The 24,883-nt window shown below is 64.7% G+C and carries 21 protein-coding genes and 1 pseudogene; 7 read left to right on the top strand and 15 right to left on the bottom strand.

All coding sequences use genetic code 11. From position 1 onward, the window contains the following. Positions 1 to 2: 2 nt before the first annotated feature. The 6 genes and pseudogenes from argC to J6500_RS06855 form a co-directional block, all read right to left on the bottom strand. Positions 3 to 980 carry an N-acetyl-gamma-glutamyl-phosphate reductase gene (gene argC / locus J6500_RS06880; protein WP_225711931.1) on the bottom strand — a complete coding sequence of 326 codons (978 nt, stop codon included), beginning with the start codon at positions 978 to 980 and terminating at the stop codon, positions 3 to 5. Beyond that, positions 977 to 1,642 (bottom strand): FMN-binding negative transcriptional regulator, encoded by a 666-nt coding sequence (locus J6500_RS06875; protein ID WP_225711930.1) that lies wholly within the window; start codon positions 1,640 to 1,642, stop codon positions 977 to 979. Before J6500_RS06875 ends, argC begins: the two co-directional genes overlap by 4 nt. Positions 1,643 to 1,925: 283 nt before the next feature. Beyond that, on the bottom strand, positions 1,926 to 2,915 hold the full coding sequence (locus J6500_RS06870) for an MBL fold metallo-hydrolase (RefSeq protein ID WP_225711929.1): 990 nt from the start codon (positions 2,913 to 2,915) through the stop codon (positions 1,926 to 1,928). Between the two features lie 123 nt (positions 2,916 to 3,038). After that, positions 3,039 to 3,392 carry a tetratricopeptide repeat protein gene (locus J6500_RS06865; RefSeq protein WP_225711928.1) on the bottom strand — a complete coding sequence of 118 codons (354 nt, stop codon included), beginning with the start codon at positions 3,390 to 3,392 and terminating at the stop codon, positions 3,039 to 3,041. A gap of 53 nt (positions 3,393 to 3,445) precedes the next feature. Then, positions 3,446 to 5,743 (bottom strand): annotated as a pseudogene (locus J6500_RS06860) (DUF3857 domain-containing protein); the annotation flags it as partial. A gap of 138 nt (positions 5,744 to 5,881) precedes the next feature. Then, entirely contained in the window at positions 5,882 to 6,412 is a 531-nt protein-coding gene (locus J6500_RS06855; protein ID WP_225711927.1) for a DedA family protein, read from the bottom strand. Between the two features lie 129 nt (positions 6,413 to 6,541). Between J6500_RS06855 and J6500_RS06850 the strand changes: the two genes are divergently transcribed. The 4 genes from J6500_RS06850 to J6500_RS06835 all read left to right on the top strand — a co-directional run bounded on the left by J6500_RS06850 (position 6,542) and on the right by J6500_RS06835 (position 11,176). Further along, complete coding sequence (locus J6500_RS06850) at positions 6,542 to 6,979, top strand: hypothetical protein (RefSeq protein WP_225711926.1); 438 nt, start codon at positions 6,542 to 6,544, stop codon at positions 6,977 to 6,979. Positions 6,980 to 7,107: 128 nt separating this feature from the next. After that, on the top strand, positions 7,108 to 9,168 hold the full coding sequence (parE, locus tag J6500_RS06845; RefSeq protein ID WP_225711925.1) for a DNA topoisomerase IV subunit B: 2,061 nt from the start codon (positions 7,108 to 7,110) through the stop codon (positions 9,166 to 9,168). 242 nt (positions 9,169 to 9,410) lie between these two features. Next, on the top strand, positions 9,411 to 10,202 hold the full coding sequence (locus J6500_RS06840) for an outer membrane protein (RefSeq protein ID WP_225711924.1): 792 nt from the start codon (positions 9,411 to 9,413) through the stop codon (positions 10,200 to 10,202). A 203-nt stretch (positions 10,203 to 10,405) separates the two neighbouring features. Then, on the top strand, positions 10,406 to 11,176 hold the full coding sequence (locus tag J6500_RS06835) for an SDR family NAD(P)-dependent oxidoreductase (protein ID WP_225711923.1): 771 nt from the start codon (positions 10,406 to 10,408) through the stop codon (positions 11,174 to 11,176). Between the two features lie 84 nt (positions 11,177 to 11,260). Here J6500_RS06835 and J6500_RS06830 read toward each other — a convergent pair whose 3' ends face one another. Continuing rightward, positions 11,261 to 12,505, bottom strand: a complete 1,245-nt coding sequence (locus J6500_RS06830) for an FAD-dependent oxidoreductase (RefSeq protein ID WP_225711922.1) — start codon at positions 12,503 to 12,505, stop codon at positions 11,261 to 11,263. A gap of 30 nt (positions 12,506 to 12,535) precedes the next feature. Continuing rightward, positions 12,536 to 14,032: a caspase family protein gene (locus J6500_RS06825; protein ID WP_225711921.1), complete on the bottom strand. Its 1,497-nt coding sequence runs from the start codon at positions 14,030 to 14,032 to the stop codon at positions 12,536 to 12,538. A gap of 205 nt (positions 14,033 to 14,237) precedes the next feature. Here J6500_RS06825 and J6500_RS06820 point away from each other — a divergent pair, with 205 nt between their 5' ends. The 3 genes from J6500_RS06820 (at position 14,238) to J6500_RS06810 (ending at position 18,408) form a co-directional block, all read left to right on the top strand. Continuing rightward, positions 14,238 to 15,209: an AraC family transcriptional regulator gene (locus J6500_RS06820; protein ID WP_225711920.1), complete on the top strand. Its 972-nt coding sequence runs from the start codon at positions 14,238 to 14,240 to the stop codon at positions 15,207 to 15,209. 365 nt (positions 15,210 to 15,574) lie between these two features. Further along, the gene (locus J6500_RS06815) at positions 15,575 to 17,116 is read left to right on the top strand and encodes a DEAD/DEAH box helicase (RefSeq protein ID WP_225711919.1); all 1,542 of its coding nucleotides are present in this window, start codon (positions 15,575 to 15,577) and stop codon (positions 17,114 to 17,116) included. 224 nt (positions 17,117 to 17,340) lie between these two features. Continuing rightward, a complete protein-coding gene (locus J6500_RS06810; RefSeq protein WP_225711918.1) occupies positions 17,341 to 18,408 on the top strand; it encodes a GGDEF domain-containing protein in 1,068 nt (355 codons plus the stop codon). 77 nt (positions 18,409 to 18,485) lie between these two features. On the opposite strand, the gene J6500_RS06805 is transcribed toward J6500_RS06810, so the two are convergent. The 7 genes from J6500_RS06805 to sufB form a co-directional block, all read right to left on the bottom strand. Continuing rightward, positions 18,486 to 18,902 (bottom strand): TfoX/Sxy family protein, encoded by a 417-nt coding sequence (locus J6500_RS06805; protein ID WP_225712057.1) that lies wholly within the window; start codon positions 18,900 to 18,902, stop codon positions 18,486 to 18,488. Between the two features lie 161 nt (positions 18,903 to 19,063). Then, positions 19,064 to 19,477: a HesB/IscA family protein gene (locus J6500_RS06800; RefSeq protein WP_225711917.1), complete on the bottom strand. Its 414-nt coding sequence runs from the start codon at positions 19,475 to 19,477 to the stop codon at positions 19,064 to 19,066. 65 nt (positions 19,478 to 19,542) lie between these two features. Then, entirely contained in the window at positions 19,543 to 19,914 is a 372-nt protein-coding gene (locus J6500_RS06795; RefSeq protein WP_225711916.1) for an SUF system Fe-S cluster assembly protein, read from the bottom strand. Beyond that, the gene (locus J6500_RS06790) at positions 19,911 to 21,158 is read right to left on the bottom strand and encodes a cysteine desulfurase (RefSeq protein WP_225711915.1); all 1,248 of its coding nucleotides are present in this window, start codon (positions 21,156 to 21,158) and stop codon (positions 19,911 to 19,913) included. The genes J6500_RS06795 and J6500_RS06790 overlap by 4 nt, the downstream gene beginning before the upstream one ends. Next, positions 21,155 to 22,477 carry a Fe-S cluster assembly protein SufD gene (sufD, locus tag J6500_RS06785; protein WP_225711914.1) on the bottom strand — a complete coding sequence of 441 codons (1,323 nt, stop codon included), beginning with the start codon at positions 22,475 to 22,477 and terminating at the stop codon, positions 21,155 to 21,157. Before sufD ends, J6500_RS06790 begins: the two co-directional genes overlap by 4 nt. Positions 22,478 to 22,491: 14 nt before the next feature. Beyond that, positions 22,492 to 23,244 carry a Fe-S cluster assembly ATPase SufC gene (gene sufC / locus J6500_RS06780; protein WP_225711913.1) on the bottom strand — a complete coding sequence of 251 codons (753 nt, stop codon included), beginning with the start codon at positions 23,242 to 23,244 and terminating at the stop codon, positions 22,492 to 22,494. A gap of 59 nt (positions 23,245 to 23,303) precedes the next feature. Next, the gene (gene sufB, locus J6500_RS06775; RefSeq protein ID WP_225711912.1) at positions 23,304 to 24,800 is read right to left on the bottom strand and encodes a Fe-S cluster assembly protein SufB; all 1,497 of its coding nucleotides are present in this window, start codon (positions 24,798 to 24,800) and stop codon (positions 23,304 to 23,306) included. Positions 24,801 to 24,883 lie beyond the last annotated feature (83 nt).

The following is a 24,883-nucleotide window of genomic DNA, read 5'->3' as shown; positions in this document are numbered from 1 at the left end:
TCTTAGCTGTCGGCGAGGCCGAGCATCAGCCGCATGTTCTGCACGGCTGCGCCCGAGGCGCCCTTGCCGAGATTGTCCAGGCGCGCGACCAGCACCGCCTGGCGATGCTTGTCGCTGGCGAAGACGTAGAGCTCGAGCTGGTTGGTCTCGTTGAGCGCCTCCGGCTCGAGCCGGCCGCTTTTGCTGGCTTCATTCTGCAACGGCATCGCCTTGACGTATTTGCTGCCGGCATAATGCTTCGCCAATGCCGCCTGCAGATCGGCCCCGGTCGGCTTGCCCGGCAGCGCGTCGAGCTGCACCGGCACCGACACCAGCATGCCCTGCCGGAAATTGCCGACCGACGGGATGAAGATCGGCCGCCGCGTCAAATGCGAGTAGAGTTGCATCTCCGGCACGTGCTTGTGCTCGAAGCCGAGACCGTAGAGCTCGAAGGCCGGCGCCGAGCCGTCCTCGAAGCTTGCGATCATCGACTTGCCGCCGCCCGAAAAACCGCTCACCGCGTTCACCGTGACCGGATAGTCCTGCGGCAACAGGCCGGCATCGACGATCGGCCGCAGCAGCGCGATCGCGCCGGTCGGATAGCACCCCGGATTGGAGACCTTCGGCATCGTCCTGATCTTGTCGGCCTGGTCGGGCGCGAGCTCGGGGAAGCCGTAGGCCCAGTCGGGCGCAACGCGATAGGCCGTCGAGGCGTCGAGCACCTTCGGCGCGGCATCGCCCATCGTATCGATGACAGCCACGGTTTCCCTGGCGGCATCGTCGGGCAGGCAGAGGATCACGAGATCCACTTCCTCCATCAGCGCCCGTTTCGCCGCCGGATCCTTCCGCTTGTCTTCGGCGATATGCTTCACCGCGACGTCGCCGATCAGGCGCAGCCGCTCCTGGATGCCGAGGCCGGTGGTGCCGGAGGCGCCGTCGACGAACACGCTCTTGGTCGCGCCGCCCTTGGTGGCCGGCTGATTGGTATCGGTGAGGGTCATGGCACGCTCCTTTCGAGCTCGTTCGTCATGATAGCAAAGACATCCGGCCGCGCTTGCCGCATCAGATGCGCGATCGCCTGCGCGCCGGCATCGGCTTGCGCAGCGAGATGGCCCGCGACCGCCGCAAAGTCGGTCTCGGATTTGTGCTGGTTCAGCTTGAAGCTGCCCTCCACCTCTTCCACCGTCATCTCGAGGCCCACGATCGCGTTCTTCATCGCATCCAGCCGCGGGGCTGTCATCTTGGCTGACGTCCACGGCTTCTTCGGCAACAGCCGGTTCTCGAACTTGGCGCTCAGGGCGTCGATCTGAACGGCGAGTTCCTCACCCGACATGGTCCGCACCGGCCCGGTCAGATGCACCGCCTGATAGAGCCAGGTCGGCACCTGGTCCGGTGACACGTACCAGTCGGCCGACACATAGGCATCCGCCCCGGTGACGGCCAGCAGCCAGGAGCCGCCATCGGCCACCTTTACCAGCGGATTGTGACGGGCGACATGAAACAGCGCCCGCGGCGTGCCGTCCGCGGCATAGGTCAGATAGAACGGCAGCGCCGAGGCGATCGGCTTGCCGCCATCCCACGCGCAGACGAGGCCGAATCCGCGCGCTTCGGCGAAGCCGAGGCTTGCGGCGCGGTCAGGCTTGAATACCGGTGGCGTATACATGGTTCTTGGGCTCCTGGGCGATGAAGGGAGCCGCCAGATCGAACCGCGTGTCTTTTTCCAAGGAAGAGCGCCGCGGGACGAGATCCGGCGGCAGGGGCGATGATCTAAACGCGAACGACCGCCCATACCGCAATGGCGCGGCGGCGGCGAGCGATGATGATGGTCGCGGCGTTGATCATGGGCGGGGCTATAAGGCCAAGGCCGCCCGACGTCAAGGATTTGGTTCCGTCTACCCCGGGGGGCGTCGCGAGCGCCGCCCCCGAAACCGGGAAACCATGCCTCGCTAGATGGTCGGATTCCACGCTGCCGGCACGACGCGATAGCCGCTGCCGTCCTTGACGATATTGCCGAGGCCCGGGAACGGATAGTGGAAGCCCTGCACTTGTAGCTTCTCCGCAACCAGCATGTCGTAGACGCGCCGGCGGGTCTTCTCCGCCATCTCGCCATCCTGGTCGAAGAACGCGCGCCAGCCCGGATTGGTCGCGAACAGGTTCGGGTTGTTCGTGACGTCGGACTGGATGAAGACCTTCTCCGAGCCGGACGCCAACACGTAGGAGGTGTGGCCGGGCGTGTGCCCGACAGTCTCGACCGAGGTCAGGCCCGGCGCGATCTCCTTGCCCCATTCATACGGCGTCACCTTCTTCTTCAGGCCGGCCTCGAAGATGTTGCGGTTGTTCTTGAACAGGCCCTGCATGCGGCCGGCGGGCGCGCGGCTCATCTCGCCCTCGTCCATCCAGAACTTCCACTCGGTGGCCGGCACCAGGACCTCGGCATTCGGGAAGGCCGGCGTGCCGTCGGCAGCCAAGAGGCCGTTCACATGGTCGCCGTGGAAGTGCGAGATCACGACCATGTCGACGTTCTTCGGGTCGAATCCGGCCGCGACGAAATTGTCCGCGAACAGGCCGTTGGCGCCCTTGCTGTTGGTCTTCGCGAGCGCGCCGTTGCCGGTGTCGATCACGACCAGCTTGCCGCCGGTGTTGAGCACGAGCGGTGCGAAGTAGATCGTCATCATGTCGCGCGGCATGAACGCCTTCTCCAGCGCGGCGTTGACGTCGTCCCGCTTCGCATTGGTGATGAAGGAGTCTTCCAGCCTGAAGACGTTCTTGCCGTCGGAGACCACGGTGACCTGGATGTCACCGACCTTGTAGCGGTAGAAGCTCGGCGCCTGCTTGTCGGCCATCGGCGCGGCGGCGTTGGCGGAAACAGACGGCAACAATGGCGCAGCAGCGAGGCCGGCGGCGCCGGCAAGTGCGTGACGTCGTGTCAATTCCATGTGAGGTTCTCCCGGTGAGGTAGTGACGGCGATCTTATCAGTCTCGGGCCGGCCCCACGATGACACCGGAGACGACCGCTGATGTCCGCGCTAACCCCCGCGGCTCGCCGTTATTCCAAGACCCTACCCGGTCCGCCGCATCCTTTCGATAGCCTGCGCAACGATATCGCGACAGTACCCGATACCCTGTCCGATGTAGCGGACGACAGCGCCGATGAGCGTGTCCCCGCCAGTCAGGGCGTCGAGGTGGGTGCGGGCCAAGATACTTCCGCCCTGAACCGCCTTGCGATACCACTTGATGGCCTCCTGGGCGTCCTGCGGAACGCCGGTGCCGCTCTCATACGCCCAGCCGAGATTATATTGGGCGTTGGCATCATTCTGATCGGCCGCCTGGCGAAGGAAAAGGATTGCTGTCGCGGTATCCTGCGGAACGCCCTGGCCATTGATGTAAAGCAACGCCAGATTCCCCGCGCCCATGCAATGCCCTGATCGGCCGCCTTGGTGTACCAACGGACCGCCTGCTCAAAATCTCGCGCCACGCCGCGACCGTCGCGGTACATCGTCGCCAGGCGAGCCATGCTGTCGGTATGGTTGTGATTGGCTGCCTTGGCATACCATTCGGCCGCCAGCTTTTCGTCGTGAACGATGCCCAGTCCAGTCTCGTAGAGCATGCCGACTTGCGACTGACTGTAGGAGTCACCCTGCTCGGCCGCCATCAGAAACCAGCGCAGTGCCTCGCCCGGGTTGCGCTCGACGCCTCGACCGCTCTCGTACATATGCCCGACATAGGATTGAGCCCTGGCGTCGCCGCCCTCGGCGAGCGGCTTGAAACGCGTCATGGCAAGCTTGTACTGCTTTGCTGCAAACGCGCGGACACCCTCGTCGAAGCCGGCACGAACGTCCGTGACGGCGGCGGGCACCTGAGGCGTCAGGCCGATCGGCCCGTATCTGAACTCCGTGAACTGGTCCAGGCCGGCCTTGATTGCCGTGGCGAACTCCGCCGGGCAGACCGCCGCGTCAACGCTCAGGCGGACGACGGCGCTGGAACGGACCGTCCGGCCGTCGAGCTCGGCGGCACCGCTCACATCGATGCGGCCATTGGCAACCCCATACGCCGTCGAGCCGCTAAAGCTTTTGGTATAGGCGACCGGCGACGGCTTTTCCTTGAGATTGGTGCCCTCCGGAAGGGTGAGCGAGCTGATCTCCCGGTACTCGAGCGAGCGGCAAAGGAACGGCCGGTCGGTCGCACCGCCAACGCTCAACAGTTGCAGCGAGGGCCGCACATCCGTCAGCGGCAGCATCCTGATGCGCGTCCATTCGCCGAGTTCGACAGGCTTGCTGATCTGGAATGTGGCCGTGATGGCGTAGCTGTCGGACAGCTCGCGCGGGTTCGGAAAGCTGTAGTCGCCGGTGCCGCTCAGCTGCGCCTGCTCGATCAGCCGCCTCGCCGTCGCTGCCCGATCCACCCCTTCAAGGCCTTGGGCGACGGAACGCCCCAGCAGCGCGCCGACGCCGGTGCCCGACAGGATCGAGCGGGCTTGCCGCGTACCGTCCTTTGCCAAGGTGTAGTCGGTCTCCGCCGCCAGCGAGAAACGGTCCGGCTTCGGCACCGGAATGCGGACCACGGCGCCCTTGTCGATGTTGAGTGCCGGCTTGCCGCCGAGGCCCGGCGGCAACGCGCCGAAGCCCAGCAGCGATACGGTCGGGTCGAGATACCGGTCGATCGCCGGCACGTAAACGATGGCATGGTTGAAATTGGCAGTCGCGACCTCCGTGAGTGTGAATTGCACATCGGCATTCACCGCGACCAGATTGGCTTCGATTCCGTGAACCGCCAGCAGGGCCTTGAGGATCGTCGCATGCGCCTTGCAGTCGCCGTAGCGGGCCGCGAGCACGGCCGATGCCGGCTGCGACGTCCAGCCGCCGTCCTCGAAACCAATCCCGACGTAGCGGATATTCCGTGCCACCCAATTGTAAATTCGCTCGATCTTGCCGTTGATGTCGGCGGCGTCGCCGACGATCTCGGTGGAGAGCGCTCGCAGCCTCGCATCGGGCACGGCCATGGGCCCGTTACGGGCATTGAGCATGGCAGCAAAGGCGGCATAATCGGCGAAGGTGCTGACTTCGAAACGCCTGGCGTCGTCGAACGAGTCAGCGTCGATCTGGCGTGGCTTCGGCGTCTGCTGCCTGAAATCCACGTGGTGGATGACCCGCTCGCCCAGCCGCTCCTCGCGATGCTCGACGTTTCTGAGCGCAAGATGCAGCGGCCTGGCGGCTGGCCCGTCGACCGTGAGCTCCATCAACTCCGGCGGCTGGTCTGCCGGCTGCGCCCAGTATTGCGCGAACTCGCCGGGAAACCTGGCGATCTTGGCCTTGTAGACCAGGTGTCCCCTGATCCTGTCGCCGGCGGCAACATGCGGATAGGCAATGATCCTGTGCCGCAACTCATCGAAATAGGGGGAGGACAAGTCCGCCGATGCCGGTTGATCGCGGATGGCGCGTTCATCGACTGCGATGACGCTGCCATCCGCCTTCAACGTAGCGAGTTCGCCGGAGGATAGTTCGGTGAAGTAGCTGTTATAGGCAATGGTCTGCTGCGCGATGGTCTGGGCGCCCTTCTCATCGAGCGCCTGGATCTCAAAGTCGAACACTGTCGTGCTCAGACCATGCTCATCGAATGTGACGTGATAGCGCGCCACCGTCCGCCGCCAACCCGGATCGACCCAGACCGGGCCCTGCTCCGCGTTCGCCGGACCGGCAGCGTTGCCCCCGGTCAGGATCGATGAGATCAGCACCAGCAGCAGAGCTGAAACGATACGCGCTGTCATGTTGCCGAAAACCCCGCAGCCGAGCGTGACGACGGCTGTTCAGCTAACACCGGGAAATTACTAGCACGTCGCGGAGATAGAACGAATTTTAGTTTCTCTCACAGGCTGTGGGAGCCGGATTGGGCCCGGAGCCCGGCTTTACGCCGCCCGCCAGATCCATTCGACGGCGTGCGCGATGACGTCGCCGAACAGCAGCAGCGCGGCCGACCAGACCAGCGCGGAGACGAAATTGGCGATCTGGAATTGCCAATACGACATCTCGAAAATGCCGGCGGCGAGCGGCACCGAGGCGCGTAGCGGACCGAAGAAGCGGCCGATGAAGATGCTGGGCACGCCCCACCTTTTCACGAACGCCTCGCCGCGCGGCAATATCTCCGGGTAGCGCGACAGCGGCCACATCTGCGCGACCTGCTCCTTGTAGCGATAGCCGAACCAGTAGGAGACCCAGTCGCCGAGCGCAGCTCCGATGCCGCCGGCGATCCACACCGGCCAGAAGCTGATGCCGCTGACGCCGATCAGCGCGCCGATCGCGACCAGCGCGCCCCAGGCCGGGACCAGCAGCGAGATGAAAGCGAGCGATTCACCGAACGCCAGCAGCATGACGATCGGGGCGGCCCAAGCCTGGTGATGGCGCACGAATTCAGCCAGGGCGCGCGCAAAATCTTCCATCTCGTCGAATGCCTTCCGCTCCGTGGCGTTCCTGATTGAACCTTTCTACCGGCCCTTCGCCTAAGAACAGGTAAGCCAGCCCAATGCGTGACATCAAGTCACAAAGGCGGGGATCGAACGTGATTTCCCATGGAGCGCTTCGGCCTCTTGCTGCTCCGGCTGGCTGACATTTCCTCACAAGAAAAAAGGATTCACCGGATGATCGGATCACTGATGATGTGCGTGAGCGTGGTTGTTCTGCTGTTCGGAATGCTCGCGGGCATCGCCATGGGTATCCAGCACGACTTCACGCTCGCGCCGGCACATGCGCATCTCAATCTCGTCGGCGGCGTGCTTCTGTTCCTGTTCGGCCTGTACTACCGCCTCGTGCCGGCCGCCGGCAGCATGCTGCTGGCAAAGGTCCAGGGCTGGCTGCATATCGTGGGTGGCATCCTGTTCCCGGCCGGCGTGGCGCTGGTGCTGCTGAAGGGGCCCTCGCTCGAGGCCGCTCCGATCGTCGGATCGCTCATGGTGGTTGCCGCCATGGCCCTGTTCGTGGTCGTTGTGTTCCGCACCTCGCGGGCGTAATTGGCACTGCCTATCTGAGGGGACGGCGGGGCCCAGCTGCCCTCGGCCGTCCCCATTGGCAGCCTATCCGTGGCATAGTCAAAGCAACCGATTCGCCGCGCCAGAACTGGCGCGCCACTTGAAGAACCATGTCCAAGCCTCAGAAATCAAACGCCAAAACCAAGTCTGCCGACGACCTGTTCGGAGCCCCGGAGTCCAAGGCTCGCGCACCTCTGAAGGTTGCCGCCCGCTCTACGGGAAGCGCCGAGGACGGCTATACGGCGGCCGACATCGAGGTCCTGGAGGGGCTGGAACCGGTCCGGAAACGGCCGGGCATGTATATCGGCGGCACCGACGAGAAGGCCCTGCATCATCTGTTCGCCGAGGTGATCGACAACTCGATGGACGAGGCGCTGGCCGGCCACGCCACCTTCATTGAGGTCGAGCTGACGGCCGATGGCTTCCTCACCGTAACTGACAACGGCCGCGGCATTCCGGTCGACCCGCATCCGAAATTTCCGAAGAAGTCGGCGCTCGAAGTCATCATGTGCATGCTGCACTCGGGCGGCAAGTTCGACTCCAAGGTCTACGAAACCTCGGGCGGTCTGCACGGCGTCGGCGTCTCCGTCGTCAACGCGCTCTCCTCGCGACTCGAGGTCGAGGTCGCGCGCAGCCAGAAGCTCTACCGGATGGTGTTCGAGCGCGGCATTCCCAAAGGCAAGCTCGAGGATCTCGGCAAGATCAACAACCGCCGCGGCACCCGCACCCGCTTCAAGCCCGACACCGACATCTTCGGCGCCAAGGCCGCCTTCAAGCCGCAGCGCCTGTTCAAGATGACGCGCTCCAAGGCCTATCTGTTCGGCGGCGTCGAGATCCGCTGGCGCTGCGACCCGGAGTTGCTCAAGGGCGTCGAGGATGTGCCGCCCGAGGCGACCTTCCATTTCCCCGGCGGCCTGAAGGACTATCTCGCGGCGGCGATCCACGCCGACACGCTGGTGCATCAGGACATCTTCTCCGGCAAGTCCGGCCGCAGCGGCGCACATGGCGCGTGCGAATGGGCGGTGGCCTGGACCGCCGACGCCGACGGCTTCTTGTCGTCCTACACCAACACGGTGCCGACACCGGACGGAGGCACGCATGAATCGGGCCTGCGCAGCGCGCTGCTGCGCGGCCTGAAGGACCATGCCGAGCGCGCCGGCCAGGGCAAGCGCGCGGCCTCGATCACCTCGGAAGACGTGATGGTCGGCGCCGCCGTGATGCTCTCGGTGTTCGTGCGCGAGCCTGAATTCCAGGGCCAGACCAAGGATCGCCTCGCCACCGCGGAAGCGCAGCGCATCGTCGAACAGGCGATGAAGGACCCGTTCGATCACTGGCTGTCGGGCAATCCGAACCAGGCCAACCGCCTGTTGGATTTCGTGATCGATCGCGCCGAGGAGCGGCTGCGCCGCCGCCAGGAAAAGGAAACCGCGCGCAAGAGCGCCGGCAAGAAGCTGCGCCTGCCCGGCAAGCTGACCGACTGCTCCAACGCCGGCACCGAAGGATCAGAGCTCTTCATCGTCGAGGGCGACTCGGCCGGCGGCACCGCCAAGCAGGCACGCAACCGCGAGACCCAGGCCATCCTGCCGTTGCGGGGCAAAATCCTTAACGTCGCGTCCGCCGGCAAGGACAAGCTTACTGCCAACGCGCAGCTCGCCGACCTGGTTCTCGCGCTCGGTTGCGGCACGCTCACGCATTACCGCGAAGAGGACCTGCGCTATTCGCGCATCATCATCATGACCGACGCCGACGTCGACGGCGCGCATATCGCTTCACTGCTGATCACCTTTTTCTACCGGCAGATGCAGCCGCTGATCGATCAAGGCCACCTCTATCTGGCGGTGCCACCGCTCTACAAGCTGACCCATGGCACGAAGACCGTGTACGCCCGCGACGATGCCCACCGGGATGAGCTGATCAAGTCCGAATTCCACGCCAACGCAAAGGTCGAGATCGGCCGCTTCAAGGGCCTTGGCGAAATGAACCCGACGCAGCTCAAGGAAACCACCATGGATCCCGCCACGCGGACCCTGCTGCGCGTAAAACTCCTGACCGAAGATCGCGAAGGCACTGCCGATTCCGTGGAGCGGCTGATGGGCACCAAGGCGGAAGCCCGATTTGCCTTCATCTCAGACAAGGCCGAATTCGCGAGCGACGATCTGCTCGACGTCTAGATGACGCGCCGACGATCCAACTGGTTGATTTCAAATGAGTTTCCGGCCGCCCTCGATCCGGCGACGGCCGTCTTCGTTCGCCTGTCCGCAGCGCAGCCCTCGCTGCGTTTTCGGCCGGTTGTGTCTCACCCGCAACAGCATTTTCAGTGGAACTGCGTATAGTCCCCGACATGAGCTTGGGGAATCGGCGCTAACACGTCCCGTCAGTGACCCGCTGGAACGCTAAAGTCGAGGATTTGGATATGAAGAAGATTTTGCTCGCGCTGACCGCGGTTGCTGCGATGACGGCATCGGCGTCGGCGGCCGACCTGGCTGCCCGCCCCTACACCAAGGCTCCGGCTCCGCTCCCGGTCGCGCCGAGCTGGACCGGCTTCTACATCTTCGGCGGCGGCGGCGGCGGCATCTGGGATGCCGACACCGGCGTCCAGTCGACCACCACGGGCGCGCCGATCCTCGGCTTCAACCAGCGCCAGGGCGGCGATGGCTGGTTCGGTACCGTCGGCGCCGGCTACGACTGGCAGACCGCCAACAGCTGGGTTATCGGCGTGTTCGCTGACGGCCAGTTCGGCAGCCTGAAGGGCACCATCCAGGATCAGGGTCCGTTCGTCGCTGGCAACATCAAGAACGACTACAGCTGGGCCGCCGGTGCGCGCCTCGGCTATCTGGTCGCCCCGAACGTGCTGTCCTACGTGAATGCCGGCTACTCCAGCTCGCACTGGAAGGGCACCACGCTGTATGATACCGCGACGGCTCTCCCCGCCGGCCTGCACACGAACGGCTTCGATCGCAGCGGCTGGTTCGTCGGCGGCGGCGTCGAGAACAACCTGAACATCTTCGGCATCACGGCGCCGGGCTGGTTCATGAAGACCGAGTATCGTGCCGCCTACTACGAGAACAAGAACATCTCCGAGCTGGCCGACGGCACCAACCTTTCGAACGGCCGCGACATCACCTTCAAGCCCTTCGTGCAGACCATCAGCACGTCGCTGGTCTACCGCTTCAACTGGAGCGGCCCGGTTGTCGCCAAGTACTGAGACGAGTACTGATCCCTGCTGATTTAGCAGACGAAAAGCCCCGGTTTTCCCGGGGCTTTTTTGTTGGGCAGATGTCCTCTTCCGCAGAAGGCATCGTGCGGCCATTGGCTGCACGCGGGTCCGCCCGCCTGATGCCGATCTGGTCACGGCGCCGTTGATCGGGCAGTCTCGACGCAGCCTCAAAAACCACAGCGGATAAAACAATGAAAAACGGACTGTTTGATCTGTCGGGCAAGGTCGCCATCGTCACCGGCGGCAATGGCGGAATCGGGCTCGGCATGGCTCGCGGCCTCGCCGATGCCGGCGCGGCGATCGCAATCGTTGGTCGCAACGAGACCAAGTCGAAGGCCGCCGTCGAAGATCTCCGGCAGCGCGGCGTCAAGGCCATTGCGGTCGCGACTGACGTCACCGACAAGGCGGCGGTCGACGGCATGATCGCCCAAGTTGTCAGCGAGCTCGGCCGGATCGATATCCTCGTCAACAATGCCGGCATGAGCATCCGCAAGCCGCCGCATGAGCTCGAACTCGACGAGTGGAGCAAGGTCATCGACACCAACCTGACCAGCGCCTTCGTCTGCTCGAAGGCGGCGTATCCGGCGCTGAAAGCATCCGGGAGCGGCAAGATCATCAATATCGGTTCGATGATGTCGATCTTCGGCGCGAGCTTCGCCGCGGCCTATGCCGCGAGCAAGGGCGGCATCGTGCAGTACACCCGCGCCTGCGCCAATGCCTGGGCGCCGGACAACATCCAGGTCAACGCCATCCTGCCCGGCTGGATCGACACCGACCTGACGCGCGGCGCGCGCCAGCAGGTGCCAGGCCTGCACGAGCGCGTGCTGGCACGCACGCCTGCGGCGCGCTGGGGCGCGATCGACGATTTTGCCGGGATCGCCGTGTTCCTGGCGTCGCCGGCATCCGACTTCGTCACCGGCACCGCAATTCCAGTCGACGGCGGCTATTCGGTAATGGCCTAAAGGGCTACCACGCAGGAAAGCCCCGGCGCATCGCACCGGGTTTTTTGCAAGGCGTGCGGATCGAGACAAGCTCTGCTTCGCGGATCAACCCTTGGCTGGCGAATGGACGTGCTCGGGGCGAACCCCGATGCCGACGAGATGCGCCGTCAGCCCCTGCAGCCAGGGCATTGCCGTAATCAGCCGGAGCGCGAACGGCACGCCTTGACCGCCCGCTCTGAGCGCGGCGGTGATGATGTTGTTCTGCGCGACCACCTGCATGCGCTGCGTCACGCGCACCGGAAATTCGCGCCGCCGCCTGACGGCATCGAGCTCGTCTTCGGACGGGGAGCCCTGCGCAAGCCTTGCCGCGAGGATGTTGGCAGTCGCGACGGCATCCTGCACCGCGAGGTTGACACCGACGCCGCCGATCGGCGACATCGCATGCGCCGCATCGCCGATGCACAGCAGGCCCGGGCGCGTCCAGCGCGACAGCCGGTTGATCGCCACCGTGAGCAGCTTCACGTCGTCAAAACTTTTCACGTCGGCAATGCCGCTCTTGAGGATCGGCGCGAGCCGCAGCACGTCGTCGAGCAGCGCCGGCAGTCCCCTCGCCTTCACCGCCTCATACTGTCCCTTGGCGATCACATAGGCGCACTGCCAATAATCGCCGCGGTCGAATGTCACCATCATCTTGCCGTTCTCGATCCGAGCGAACAGGTTCTCGGTCTCGTCGGGTCGCCGCCCGACGCGAAACCACAGCACGTCCATCGGCGCGCCGATCTCCTCGACCGCGAACCCGGCACGCTCGCGTACCGTCGAATGGCGGCCGTCGCAGGCGATGGTGAGATCGGCCTCGATCTCGATCGGCCCGTCCGGCGTCGTCGCGCGAACGCCGGTGATGGTCTCGCCGCGCCGGAGCAGATCGGTCGCCTCGGTGTTCATCAGCACTTTCAGCGATGCGAAGCGCTTGCCGCTCTCGCGCAGGAAGTTAAGGAAGTCCCACTGCGGCATCATCGCGATGAACGAATATCTGACGCGCAGACGGCTGAGGTCGGCGATCCGCACCGACCTGCCGGCGAAGATGCCGTCCATCTTCTGGATTTTCTGATGCGGCAGCTTCAGGAAGCCGTCGATCAGCCCGAGCTCGTCCATCACCTGCAGCGTCGAGGGATGTACGGTGTCGCCACGGAAGTCGCGGAAGAAGTCGGCGTGCTTCTCCAGCACCACGACGTCGACCCCGGCCCGTCCCAAGAGATAGCCAAGCATCATGCCGGCCGGCCCACCGCCGACCACGCAGCAGCGAACCTTCAGATCGCGCGCGCTGCGCTGTTGCGGACCACCTTCGTCCATGACTCCATCCCAATCGCTGGTTCGATCCGACTAGCGCCGGAACGTCTTGATCTCCGAGACGCTGCCGTCGCGATACGTCAGCTCCACCGACACCGCCTTGGTCTGCGGCCCGAGTTTTAGGTAGGGCTGCGCGTCGGACGGGATGGCGCTCGGATCGCGCGGATTGCAAGCCGGCATCTTCAAGACCTTATCCGGCACCGCGCTGTCGACGCCGATCCGCACCTCGCGGATCGCACAGCGGTACGACATCAGGTGCGTGTAATAGACGAGCAGACCGTTGAACTCGCGGAACGACAGCCAGCTCGTCGCGGTCATGTCGAGGATCTTGCGCTGGTCGCGGATCAGCGCGGCGTCGGGATCGAACCTGATCGGGAACGGCCCCTGCATCTCGCCCTGCGTATCGACGTAGCGCAACTGGATGGTGCCGGCCGGCGCATCGGCCGGCAGCTCGATCGAGGGGTTGGGCATCCGCTTGCGGGTGCGCGGATCGAGCGTGTCGATGAAGCCGGTCTCGCGGAAATCGCCGGCATCGCCCATGCGCCAGGAGATGCCGAGCGTCGGATCGGCGATCGAGAACACCACGGTCCAGCCGCCATTGTGCCGCGAGAAGCTGGCGATCGGCGCGTTGGCGGAGTCCTCCTTCGGCAGCTTCGGCACGGCCACCGGCGGCAACGCCGCCACCTGCTGCGGCAGCGCCGAAGGCTTTACCGCATCGGCCTGCCCCTTCGCCGCCCCGTTCAGGAAGACGTCGTCGACCATCTGGTCGAAATAGACCGGGATCTGCTTGTGCCGCACGGTCTCGGCAGCCTCGCTGACCAGACGCCGCGTGCGCTGGGCGACCTGCACCAGATTCTCGCCAGGCCGCAGCAGCTCCTTGGCAAAGGTCCGCGTGAACACCGAATTGGGATTGGTATCGTCGTTCGACAGGCGGTCGAGCGCGGTTTGCCGCGGCCCCGCCGAGAACACCGAGAACACACCTTCCGGCAGTTGCGTCATCGGCGCCAGCCCGCCGCCGCCGGCGACGGCACGGGTGCCGGCGCGCTCGAACGGATTGTTGCGACAGGCGTCGAACACCAGGATCGAGGTCCGCGCCTTCTTGTTCTGCAGACGCTCGACGATGCGGTCGGCGAGAACAGAGGCGTCGCGCACCAGTTCTTCCTGCCCTTCGGTCGCGGCCGGCACGTCGGTCGGCAGCAGGAAGTTCTGGCCCGTGATCTCGAAGCCGTGGCCGGCGTAGAAGAAGAACGCGGTGTCGCCGGGCTCGACCGTGCGGTCAAAGGCCAGCAGGGTTTCGGAGAATGCCTGGCGGTTCAGATTCTCGGCCACCATGACGGAAAACCCGAGCTGCTTCAGCGTATCGCCCATGGTGCGGGCGTCGTTGACCGCCTTTTGCAGCTTCGGCACGTTCTTGTAATCATTGTTGCCGATCACCAGCGCGACGCGCTTGGCGGCTTGCGCCGGCATGGCAACCGCCAAAACGGCAGCCGCGATGGCGGTCGCCGATATCATCGAAAACCAGTGCTTCATCCTCATTCCCGCATGCACCGACAGGTCTGCGACCCGCGCGACCACCGATCAATAGTCGGGCCAGCCATTTGGCCGGTTCAAGACCGACTGTCCGATCCGCCTTGCGCCAGCCGGACGCACCGGGCGCCCGCACAGATATCGATAAGTTCCCTTTTGATGCCCGCATGATAAGTTCTGCCTCTCCGCAAGTCCAAGGCATCTCCCCGTGTACACATGGTCCACTGAACAAATCGATCCGCGCGATCGCTTTGACTATTGGCGCGAGGTGCGCGCCAAGGGCCTGTTCGGCGTCACCGCGGAACTCGCGCCCGAACATCGGCGGGACTTCTTCGGCAAGTTTTCGCTGCGCAAGCTCGGTGACGCCGGGCTGGTCGAGATGCGCGCATCGCCCTATCGCGTCGAGCGCCGCCACCGCGACATCGCCGATGCGCGGAGCGACAGCCTGTGCATCTACCAGCAGCTTGGCGGAGGTGGCTGGTTCAGCGGTATCAGGCACGGCGACTTTGCGGTGCGCGATGGCATGTTCGCGACCAGCTATGCGGACCTGCCCTACCGCACCGTGCCGCTCCACAACGACGGCTTCCATCTGCGCATCCTCAAGATCCCCCTGGCGAGTATTCCCCAGCCGCGCCGCGGCAGGCTCGACGAGCTCGCGCCCAAGCCGGTGCAAGATCAGACTGCGCTACGGCCGCTGCTGGAATCCTGCTTCCGCGACCTGCTCGAGGGCGATGACGCCGCCGCGCCGACGGAGACGGCCCCGCTGATCACGGCGCTGGCCCACATCGCGCTGATCGAGCGCGGTGTGCTGCGGTCCGGCAGCCGGCTGGCGCAGCAAGCGCTGCGCACCGGCCGCCTGTCGCTGGCGCGCCGTCTGATCGAGAAGCACCTGTTGCGGCCCACGCTGTCGCCCCCTTTGATCGCCGATTTGCTGGGCATTTCGCTTCGTCACCTCCACGTCCTGTTCGAGGCGGAAGAGATCAGTTTCTCCGAGACCGTCACCGCACTCCGTATCGAGCGGAGCCGCCGCCTGCTCCGCGAACGGCCGGACTGGTCGATCACCAGGGTCGCCTTTGCCTGCGGCTTCGAAAGCCTCGCCACGTTCTACCGGTTGTTCAATGCGGCCGAACAGATGACGCCGGGCGACTACCGGGCTGCGGGGGGCTCTCGAGCACGATGAGATCGGCCCGGCGCAATCCGATCAGCTCCACCGCGCAAACCAGTCCGGATGACGCGGCCGGGACGGCGCCGTGCGATCCGGGTGGGATGAGTCATTTGACCGTAAAATGACGGAAAAGACGCTTATTTGGGCGAAAATATTAAGCTTTTTCGGCCATTTGGCCGGCTCACAGATTGACTTTGCCGGTTTCCTCCCTATGTTCCGGCTTGAACGCGGCACTCGGATCGAACCACGATTCGTCAGGCTTGCCGCCCGTCAGCGTCCTTTAGCAGCCCCCGAGCTTTTTTGAGAAGCGAGCCGTTTCGGGGCCGAACGCGACAGCCTTATACCTTCGATCCCGAACGGCGGTATCGACCAGAGGCTCAATGTCCTTTTCCAATCTCGGCCTGTCCGACAAGGTTCTCACCGCAGTTGCGGGCGCAGGTTACACCACCCCCACCCCCATTCAGGAACAGGCGATCCCGCACGTTCTGGCACGCCGCGACGTCCTCGGCATCGCCCAGACCGGCACCGGCAAGACCGCCGCCTTCGTGCTGCCGATGCTTACGATCCTCGAAAAGGGCCGCGCCCGAGCACGGATGCCGCGCACCCTGATCCTCGAGCCGACCCGCGAGCTCGCCGCCCAAGTGAAGGAAAACTTCGACAAATACGGCGCCGGCCAGAAGCTCAACGTCGCGCTTCTGATCGGCGGCGTCTCGTTCGGCGACCAGGACTCCAAGCTGACGCGCGGCGTTGACGTCCTGATCGCAACGCCCGGCCGCCTGCTCGACCACACCGAACGCGGCGGCCTGCTGCTCACCGGCGTCGAGTTGCTGGTGATCGACGAAGCCGACCGGATGCTCGACATGGGCTTCATCCCCGACATCGAACGCATCTGCAAGCTTGTCCCGTTCACGCGCCAGACCCTGTTCTTCACCGCGACGATGCCGCCGGAAATCAGCCGCATCACCGAGCAGTTCCTGCACAACCCAGCCAAGGTCGAGGTCTCCAAGCCGGCGACGACGGCGGTCACGGTGACCCAGTTGCAGGTGCCTGCGGGCCGCGAGGCGCACGAGAAGCGCGACATCCTGCGCCGCCTGCTGCGCGAGGCCAAGGACCTCAACAACGCGATCATCTTCTGCAATCGCAAGCGTGAAGTCGCGATCCTTCACAAATCGCTGCAGAAGCACGGCTTCAGCGTCGGCGCGCTCCATGGCGACATGGACCAGAGCGCGCGCATGGCTGCGCTGGATCAATTCCGCAAGGGTGAGCTGCCGCTGCTGGTGGCCTCCGACGTCGCCGCCCGCGGCCTCGACATTCCCGCGGTGAGCCACGTCTTCAATTTCGACGTGCCGCACCATCCCGACGACTACGTGCACCGCATCGGCCGCACCGGCCGCGCCGGACGCACCGGCACCGCGATCTCCATCGTCACCTCGCTCGACAGCAAGTCGATGGCCGCGATTGAAAAGCTGATCGGCCAGCAGATCCCGCGCGCCGAGGGCGACTACACCGTTCATGGCGATGCGTCCGGCGACGCCGAAGCGCCGCGCCGGGCGCGCGGCCGCGACGGTTCACGCGAGGGCAGCCGCGGTGGCCGCAGGCCGCGCCGCGAGCGCGAGCCGCGCCAGGACCGTGAGGCACGCCCCGAGCACGAGCCGCGGCAGGAGCGCGAACCGCGCCAGGATCGCGAACCGCGCCAGGATCGCGAAGCGCGTCATGATCGCGAAGCGCGTCATGATCGCGAGCCGCGCAAGGACCGTGAGCCGCGCCACGGCCGCAACGCCAACCAGCAGCCATCCACGTCGCACGTGCCGTCGATCGGCCGGGCCGAGCCGCGGCGGCCGCAGCGCGACGTGGACCACGAGCCCGCCGATCATTCGCACCTGCCCGCCTTCCTCCTGCGACCTGTGCGCGCACGCGCGTAACGTCCGGAATTGCCGGCGGATTTCGCGAAGCAACAGTCCGCACGGCGAGGCATCGGAAGCGGCGCTCGATTCGTATAATCGCGCGCCGCGACAAGCGATCGCGGCCGGCCTCCCGTAATTCTACTGTTTACCTTGCCTTCACTCTCGTCCCGTACCCTCGCGCCGATAGTTTAGTTATTGCTGCTGGACCATAACCGGCAACCACGCGCATTGGGGACGTAACAGTGGTCAAGCTGCTGGACGAACACGAACGTACATTGGCCTTTGCCGAAGTCGCGCTTGGCCAGATCCGTTCGCTTCGCCAGACCGCCGTCCCGCGCAACTACGAAATCTGGTACGTCTACGCGACCGGCTACAACGCCGCGCTCAACAAGGTCATCAACGAGACGCTGGCGCGCAGCGGCAAACTCAGCGAATCCGATCTCGAGCAGATCTACGAAACCTACCTCTCCCACATCAAGACATCCGACCGCATCGACAAGGTCGGCGCGCGCGTGATCGGCGAGATTGACACGGTCATGAAACTGATCACCGATGCGCTCGGCGTGTCCGCGACCTACGACGCCAGTCTCGCCGGCGCCAGCGACAAGCTCGCGACCGCTACCACCCGCGATCAGATCAAGGCGATCGTCGAGAGCCTGGCAAGATCGACGCGCGATATGCGCGAGACCAACAAGGCGCTGGAAGACCGGCTCGCACTGTCGAAGTCCGAGATCAGCGAGTTGCAGCACAGCCTGGAAGCGATCCGCGCCGAGAGCCTGACCGACCCGCTCACCGGCCTCGGCAACCGCAAATATTTCGACCGCTCGATCGACATGACGGTACACAGCGCGCTGGTGAGCGGCGAGCCGCTGTCGCTGCTGATGTTCGACATCGATCACTTCAAGTCTTTCAACGATTCCTACGGCCACCTCACCGGCGACCAGGTACTGCGCCTGGTGGCGCAGTCGCTGAAGCAGAACATCAAGGGCCAGGACATCACCGCCCGCTATGGCGGCGAGGAATTCGCGGTCGTGCTGCCCAACACCGCGCTGCGCCAGGCGCTGACGGTCGCCGACCACATCCGCCGCGCCGTGATGGCCAAGGAATTGAAGAAGAAGTCGACCGGCGAGATCCTCGGCCGCGTCACGATCTCGGTCGGCGTCTCCATGCTGAAGCCGACCGACGATACCGATTCCCTAATCGAGCGCGCCGACGCCTGCCTCTACGCCGCCAAGCGCGCCGGCCGCAACCGCGTGATCTGCGAGGCCGACCCGGAATACAGCGCCGAAACGCAGACCCGCGTGGCGTGAGCTTTCGGCCCTCTCTGCCGCCACTGCGAGCAATGACGCGAATGTAGTCGGCGCTTGACCGGCTGAGAGCCTTTCCCTCAGCGCTTCTTCCTGGCCGCACGCTTCCTTGCGGCGGCCCTCTTCGCCACGGCCTTCTTCGCAGGCGCCTTCGCCTTTCGTGCCCGCGGTCGCTTGCGCAGCGCGGCGCGTTGCGCAGCCGCGAGCGCCGAGCGGGCCCACACCGCAAGCTCCTCGGTGTCATCGAACAGCCTGGCCGGCAGCTGCCAGTACGAGTTGACCAGCACCGTCTTCGACCGCGTCTGGTATTGAAAGGGCTTTGAACCTTCCGCCTCGAATTGCGGAATGGTCTCCTCGTCGGCGCGGAAGTAGAGCCCGGCCCGCAGCGCCAGCGCGAAATTGGCGCCGTCAGCCGAGATGCCGTAGCCGGAAAACATCCGGCGCAGCGTTACCGGACCGAAATCGGCAAACAGGTCGGTCAGGAATTCGCGATCCATGTATCCACCGTCGCGGCCGAGTACGCAATTGCGCACGGGGCTGGGAGCCATGCCCCACGGCCTCAGGAAGCGGCAGTATGGGCGACGATCATCCGAACAATCAACGCTGGTGGTGATCCCGGCCCCTGTGCGCATCGTGCACTCGGCCGGGACGGCAACGACTAAACCGTCGCCGGCTTGAGCTGCACCGATTCGCCGCAGCCGCAGGCGGAGACCTGGTTCGGGTTGTTGAACACGAACTGGGCCTGCATCTTGTCGGCCACATAGTCCATCTCGGTGCCGAGCAGGAACAGCACCGCCTTGGGGTCGACCAGGATCTTCACGCCCTTGTCCTCGACCACTTCGTCGGTCGGGCGGATCTCGTGGGCGTATTCGACGGTGTAGGACTGTCCGGCGCAGCCGCCGTTCTTGATGCCGACGCGCAGGCCAACGATCTCGGAATCGGCGCGCTGCGTCAGTTCCCTGATCCGCTCCGCCGCGGCATCGGTCAGTTTCATGACCTGCGGGCGCGGCCGCTTCGGCTTGGCGGGCGCAACCTTGTCTGGACTTGGTGCAGCGTGTGTCATGTCACTCATGTGGTCAGTCCCGGCGGCAAATCAATTGCCGATCTTTTCCTAGAGCCTAAAGCCGTGTTTACGCATCACCACATATTCAGGACGAGGCGCGCCTCGTCCGACATGCGATCCGGCGACCATGCCGGATCCCATACCAGATTGACGTTGACGACGCCGACGCCGGGCACGCTCGCCACCGCGTTCTCGACCATGGTTGGCAGCTCGCCGGCAGCCGGGCAGTTCGGCGTGGTCAGCGTCATCACGATATCGACGGAGCGATCGTCCTTGAGATCGACCTTGTAGATCAGGCCGAGCTCATAGATGTCGGCCGGGATTTCCGGATCGAACACTGTCTTCAGCGCGGCGACGATCTCGCCGCTCAGGCGCTCGGTTTCTTCCGCCGGCAGCGCCGAGGTGGTTTCCATGATGGCCGGTTTGGCTTCGGCAGTATCGGTCATGCGAACAATTCCCGCGCCTTGATCAGCGCCTGCGCCAGATGATCGACTTCTTCCCTGGTATTATACATCCCGAACGAGGCGCGGCAGGTGGCCGTGACGTTGAACCGCTCTAAAAGCGGCATCACGCAATGGGTGCCGGCACGCACCGCGATGCCCTGGCGGTCGATCACTGTCGCGACGTCATGGGCATGGGCGCCGTTCATCTCGAACGAGATGATCGGACCCTTGTTGCGGGCGGTGCCGATCAGCCGCAGCGAGTTGATCTCGCGCAGCCGCTCCTGGGCATAGGTAACGAGCTCGTGCTCGTGCGCCGCGATACGTTCCTTGCCGATCGAATTGACATAATCGATCGCAGCGCCAAGTCCGATCGCCTCGACGATCGGCGGCGTACCGGCCTCGAATTTGTGCGGCGGATCGCCATAGGTGACCCGGTCCTTGGCGACCTCGCGGATCATCTCGCCACCGCCGTTGAACGGCCGCATCGCGACGAGGTGCTCATGCTTGGCATAGAGCGCGCCGATGCCGGTCGGCCCGTACACCTTGTGACCGGTGAAGGCGTAGAAGTCGCAATCGAGGTCCTGCACGTCGACCGGCAGATGCACCGCGCCCTGCGCGCCGTCGACCAGCACCGGAATGCCGCGGGCATGGGCCAGGCGGATGACGTCCCTGACCGGCACCATGGTGCCGAGTGCGTTCGACATCTGGGTAATCGCGACGATCTTGGTGCGCGGCGTCAGAAGCTTTTCGAACTCCTCGATCAGGAAATTGCCCTCATCGTCGACCGGCGCCCATTTCAGCACGGCGCCCTGACGCTCGCGCAGGAAATGCCACGGCACGATGTTGGAGTGGTGCTCCATGATCGAGAGCACGATCTCGTCGCCCTCGCCGATGTTCACGCCGCCCCAGGACGAGGCCACCAGATTGATCGCCTCAGTGACGTTGCGGGTGAAGACAATCTCTTCGCTGCGGCGGGCGTTGATGAAGTTCGCCACCTTGGCGCGGGCGCCCTCATAGGCCTCGGTCGCGGCATTGGCGAGATAATGCAGGCCGCGATGCACGTTGGCGTATTCGCTCTTGTAGGCTTCCGTCATGCGGTCGAGCACCGCATTCGGCTTCTGCGCCGAGGCGGCATTGTCGAGATAGACCAGCGGCTTGCCGTAGACCTGCGTCGCCAGCGCCGGAAAATCCTGCCGCACGCGGGCGACGTCGTAGGCTCCGTTGGAAACTGCCGGATGCATGCTCACCCCCTCGCCGCCAGCCAGCGCTGCGCGGCCGCGATCGCGACGTCGCGCAAGGCATCGCTCGCGATGGATTCGATCGCCTCGCCGACGAAGGCCTGGATCAATAGCGCCTGGGCCTCCTTCTCGGGGAGGCCGCGGGCGCGCATGTAGAACAGGAGGCTCTCGTCCAGCGCGCCGGTGGTCGCCCCGTGGCCGCAGGTGACGTCATCGGCGAAGATCTCGAGCTCCGGCTTGTTGTCGGCCTCGGCATCGTCGGACAGCAGCAGCGCCCGGGTCATCATCTTGGCGTCGGTCTTCTGCGCATCCGGGCGGACGATGATGCGGCCTTGGAACACCGAATGGGCGCGATCGTCGACCACGGCGCGGAAGATCTCGCGGCTGGCGCAGTTCGGCACCGCGTGATCCATGAACAGCGTGGTGTCGGCGTGCTGCTTGCCGTTGATCAGATTGACGCCGTTGGTTTCGACCTTGGAATGCTCGCCGGCGCATGCCACCGTCAGCTGGTAGCGGCTGACATGGCCGCCGGTGGTCATGCCGAAGGTGTTGAAATGTGCGTGCGCGCCGAGCGAGACCGTCGCCGACGAAATGTTGAACGCGTCCACGGTGTCTTCGACGAAGCGCACGTGGTCGAGCCGCGCATTGTCGCCGATCGCGATGACCAGGCCGTCATGCGCCTGGTAAGCCTTGGCGCCCTCGGCGGCGAGATAGCTCTCTGCCAGCGTCGCGCCGGCATCGCGGCCGAGCCGCAGCAGCGAGCGCGTGAACATCGCGACCGGCGCGGCGCCCGACGCGACGTGCACGATATGCACGGGCTTGCTCAGCACCGTGCCCGCGGCAACGTCGATCACGACACCATCGGTCGCCATCGCGCCGTTCAGCGCGACCATGGGATTTGAATTGTCCGACGCAAAGGCCTGCGCGGAGAGCTCGCCGTCGCCGGAATCCAGCACCTCGCGCAGCGCGCGGATACTGAGGCCTTTTTCGAGACTGCCGAGGTCGGAAAGATCGGGTGCGAGCGTACCGTCGACCAGCACCAGCCGGACGACGCCATCGATCGCATGGGCCGTGACGGCGCCGGCAGCGCGCTTCAGCGCGGCGGCGTCCGGCAGCGGCGCCAGCGGCAGCACCTCGCGCATCAGGGCGCGCAGGTCGGTGTATTTCCAGTCCTCGATCCGGCGATGCGGCAGGCCAAGGCGCTCATAGGCGTCGAACGCCTCGCGGCGCCGGTCGGCGATCTTGCCTTTGCCCGGCAGACGGTCGCGCACGACGGCGAATGCTTCGCCCAGCGCGCGCCCGGTCTCGGTCTTTGCAACTACGTTCATCTCAAAACCACCTGTCAGGCAGCGTCCTCGAACTGCGCATAGCCGGACTCTTCCAGCTCCAGCGCCAGCTCCTTGCCGCCGCTCTTCACGACGCGGCCCTTCGACATCACGTGCACGAAATCGGGCACGATGTAGTTGAGCAGCCGCTGATAGTGGGTGATCACGACCATCGCGCGCTCCGGCGAGCGCAGCGCGTTGACGCCGTCGGCGGCGATCCGCAGCGCGTCGATGTCGAGGCCGGAATCCATTTCGTCGAGAATGCAGACGGCCGGCTCGAACAGCGCCATCTGCAAAATCTCGTTGCGCTTCTTCTCACCGCCGGAGAAGCCGACATTGACGCCGCGCTTCAGCATGTCCTGCGGAATGTTGAGCGACTTGGCGACTTCGCGGACCTTCTTCAGAAATGCCGGCGACGAAATCTCCTCCTCGCCGCGCGCCTTGCGCTGCGCGTTGAGCGCGGCATGCAGGAAATTCCAGGTGGTGACGCCGGGAATCTCGACCGGATACTGGAACGCCAGGAACACGCCCTTGGCGGCGCGCTCGTTCGGATCCATTTCCAGCAGGTCCTCGCCGCGGAACAGGATCTGTCCGCCGGTCACCTCATAGCCGGGCTTGCCTGCGATCACATGGGACAGCGTCGATTTGCCGGAGCCGTTCGGCCCCATGATCGCGTGCACCTGGCCCGGATTCACCGTCAGCGACAGCCCGTGGAGGATCTCGCGATCCTCGACACGAACCTGCAGGTCTTTCACTTCAAGCAGAGACATCAGATTTTTCCTGAGCAGCGTCCACAAGGCGCATCGACCGCGCCGTTAAGCGAGACGAATTAGCCAACCGAACCTTCGAGGCTGATCGAGATCAGCTTCTGCGCTTCCACCGCGAACTCCATCGGCAGTTGCTGCAGCACATCCTTGACGAAACCGTTGACGACGAGGCCGACGGCTTCCTCCTGCGAGAGCCCGCGCTGGATGCAGTAGAACAGCACGTCCTCGGAGATTTTCGACGTCGTTGCCTCGTGCTCGAACGTCGCCGAGGAGTTCTTGGCCTCGACATAGGGCACAGTGTGCGCGCCGCATTTGTCGCCGATCAACAGCGAATCGCAGGCGGTGTAATTGCGCGCGCCCGTCGCCTTGCGGTGGGCGCTGACGAGGCCGCGATAGGTGTTTTGCGACTTGCCGGCCGCGATGCCCTTGGAGATGATGCGGCTCGACGTGTTCTTGCCGAGGTGGATCATCTTGGTGCCGCTATCGACCTGCTGGAAACCGTTCGAGATCGCGATCGAGTAAAATTCGCCGCTGGAATTATCACCGCGCAGGATGCAGCTCGGATATTTCCAGGTGATGGCGGAGCCGGTCTCGACCTGGGTCCAGGAGATCTTCGAGTTCTTGCCGCGGCAGTCGCCACGCTTGGTGACGAAATTGTAGATGCCGCCCTTGCCCTCGGAGTTGCCGGGGTACCAGTTCTGCACCGTCGAATACTTGATCTCAGCGTCATCGAGCGCGACCAGTTCGACCACGGCCGCATGCAGCTGGTTCTCGTCGCGCTGCGGCGCGGTGCAGCCTTCGAGATAGGAGACGTAGGAGCCCTTGTCCGCGATGATCAGCGTGCGCTCGAACTGGCCGGTGTTGCGCTCGTTGATGCGGAAGTAGGTCGACAGCTCCATCGGGCAACGCACGCCCGGCGGCACGTAGACGAACGAGCCGTCGGAGAACACCGCCGAGTTCAGCGTCGCGAAGTAATTGTCCGAGGTCGGCACAACGCTGCCGAGATATTTCTGCACCAGCTCGGGATGCTCGCGGATCGCCTCCGAGATCGGCATGAAGATCACGCCGGCCTTCTTCAGTTCCGCCTTGAAGGTGGTGGCGACCGAGACCGAATCGAACACGGCGTCGACCGCGATCTGGCGGCTCGGCGTCTGCTCGCCGCCCGCCGGCGGCTCGACGCCTTCGAGGATCGCGACTTCGCGCAGGGGAATGCCGAGCTTCTCGTAGGTCTTGAGAATCTCCGGATCGATCTCGTCGATCGACGACAGCGACTTCTTCGGCTTCGGCGCCGCGTAATAGTAGAGGTCCTGATAGTCGATCTTCGGATAGTTGACGCGCGCCCAGGTCGGCTCGGTCATGGTCAGCCAGCGGCGGAACGCCTCCAGGCGCCACTCCAGCATCCAGGCCGGTTCGTCCTTTTTTGCGGAGATGAAGCGGACGGTGTCTTCCGACAGCCCTTTCGGGGCCTTGTCGGATTCGATCAGCGTCTCGAACCCATACCGATATTGGTCGACGTCGATGCGCCGAACGCGCTCGACCGTCTCTTGTACAGCAGGCATCCAAATCCTCCGCTCGCGGTTTCAAGGACCGCGGTGGATCTCAAGTTCCGAAAGTCTCTTACGATGCTTCGGGGACGAAATCA

The sequence above is a fragment of the Bradyrhizobium semiaridum genome (assembly GCF_020329505.1).
In the GTDB taxonomy this organism is placed as follows: domain Bacteria; phylum Pseudomonadota; class Alphaproteobacteria; order Rhizobiales; family Xanthobacteraceae; genus Bradyrhizobium; species Bradyrhizobium semiaridum.
This window is presented reverse-complemented; position numbering and strand designations above follow the sequence as displayed.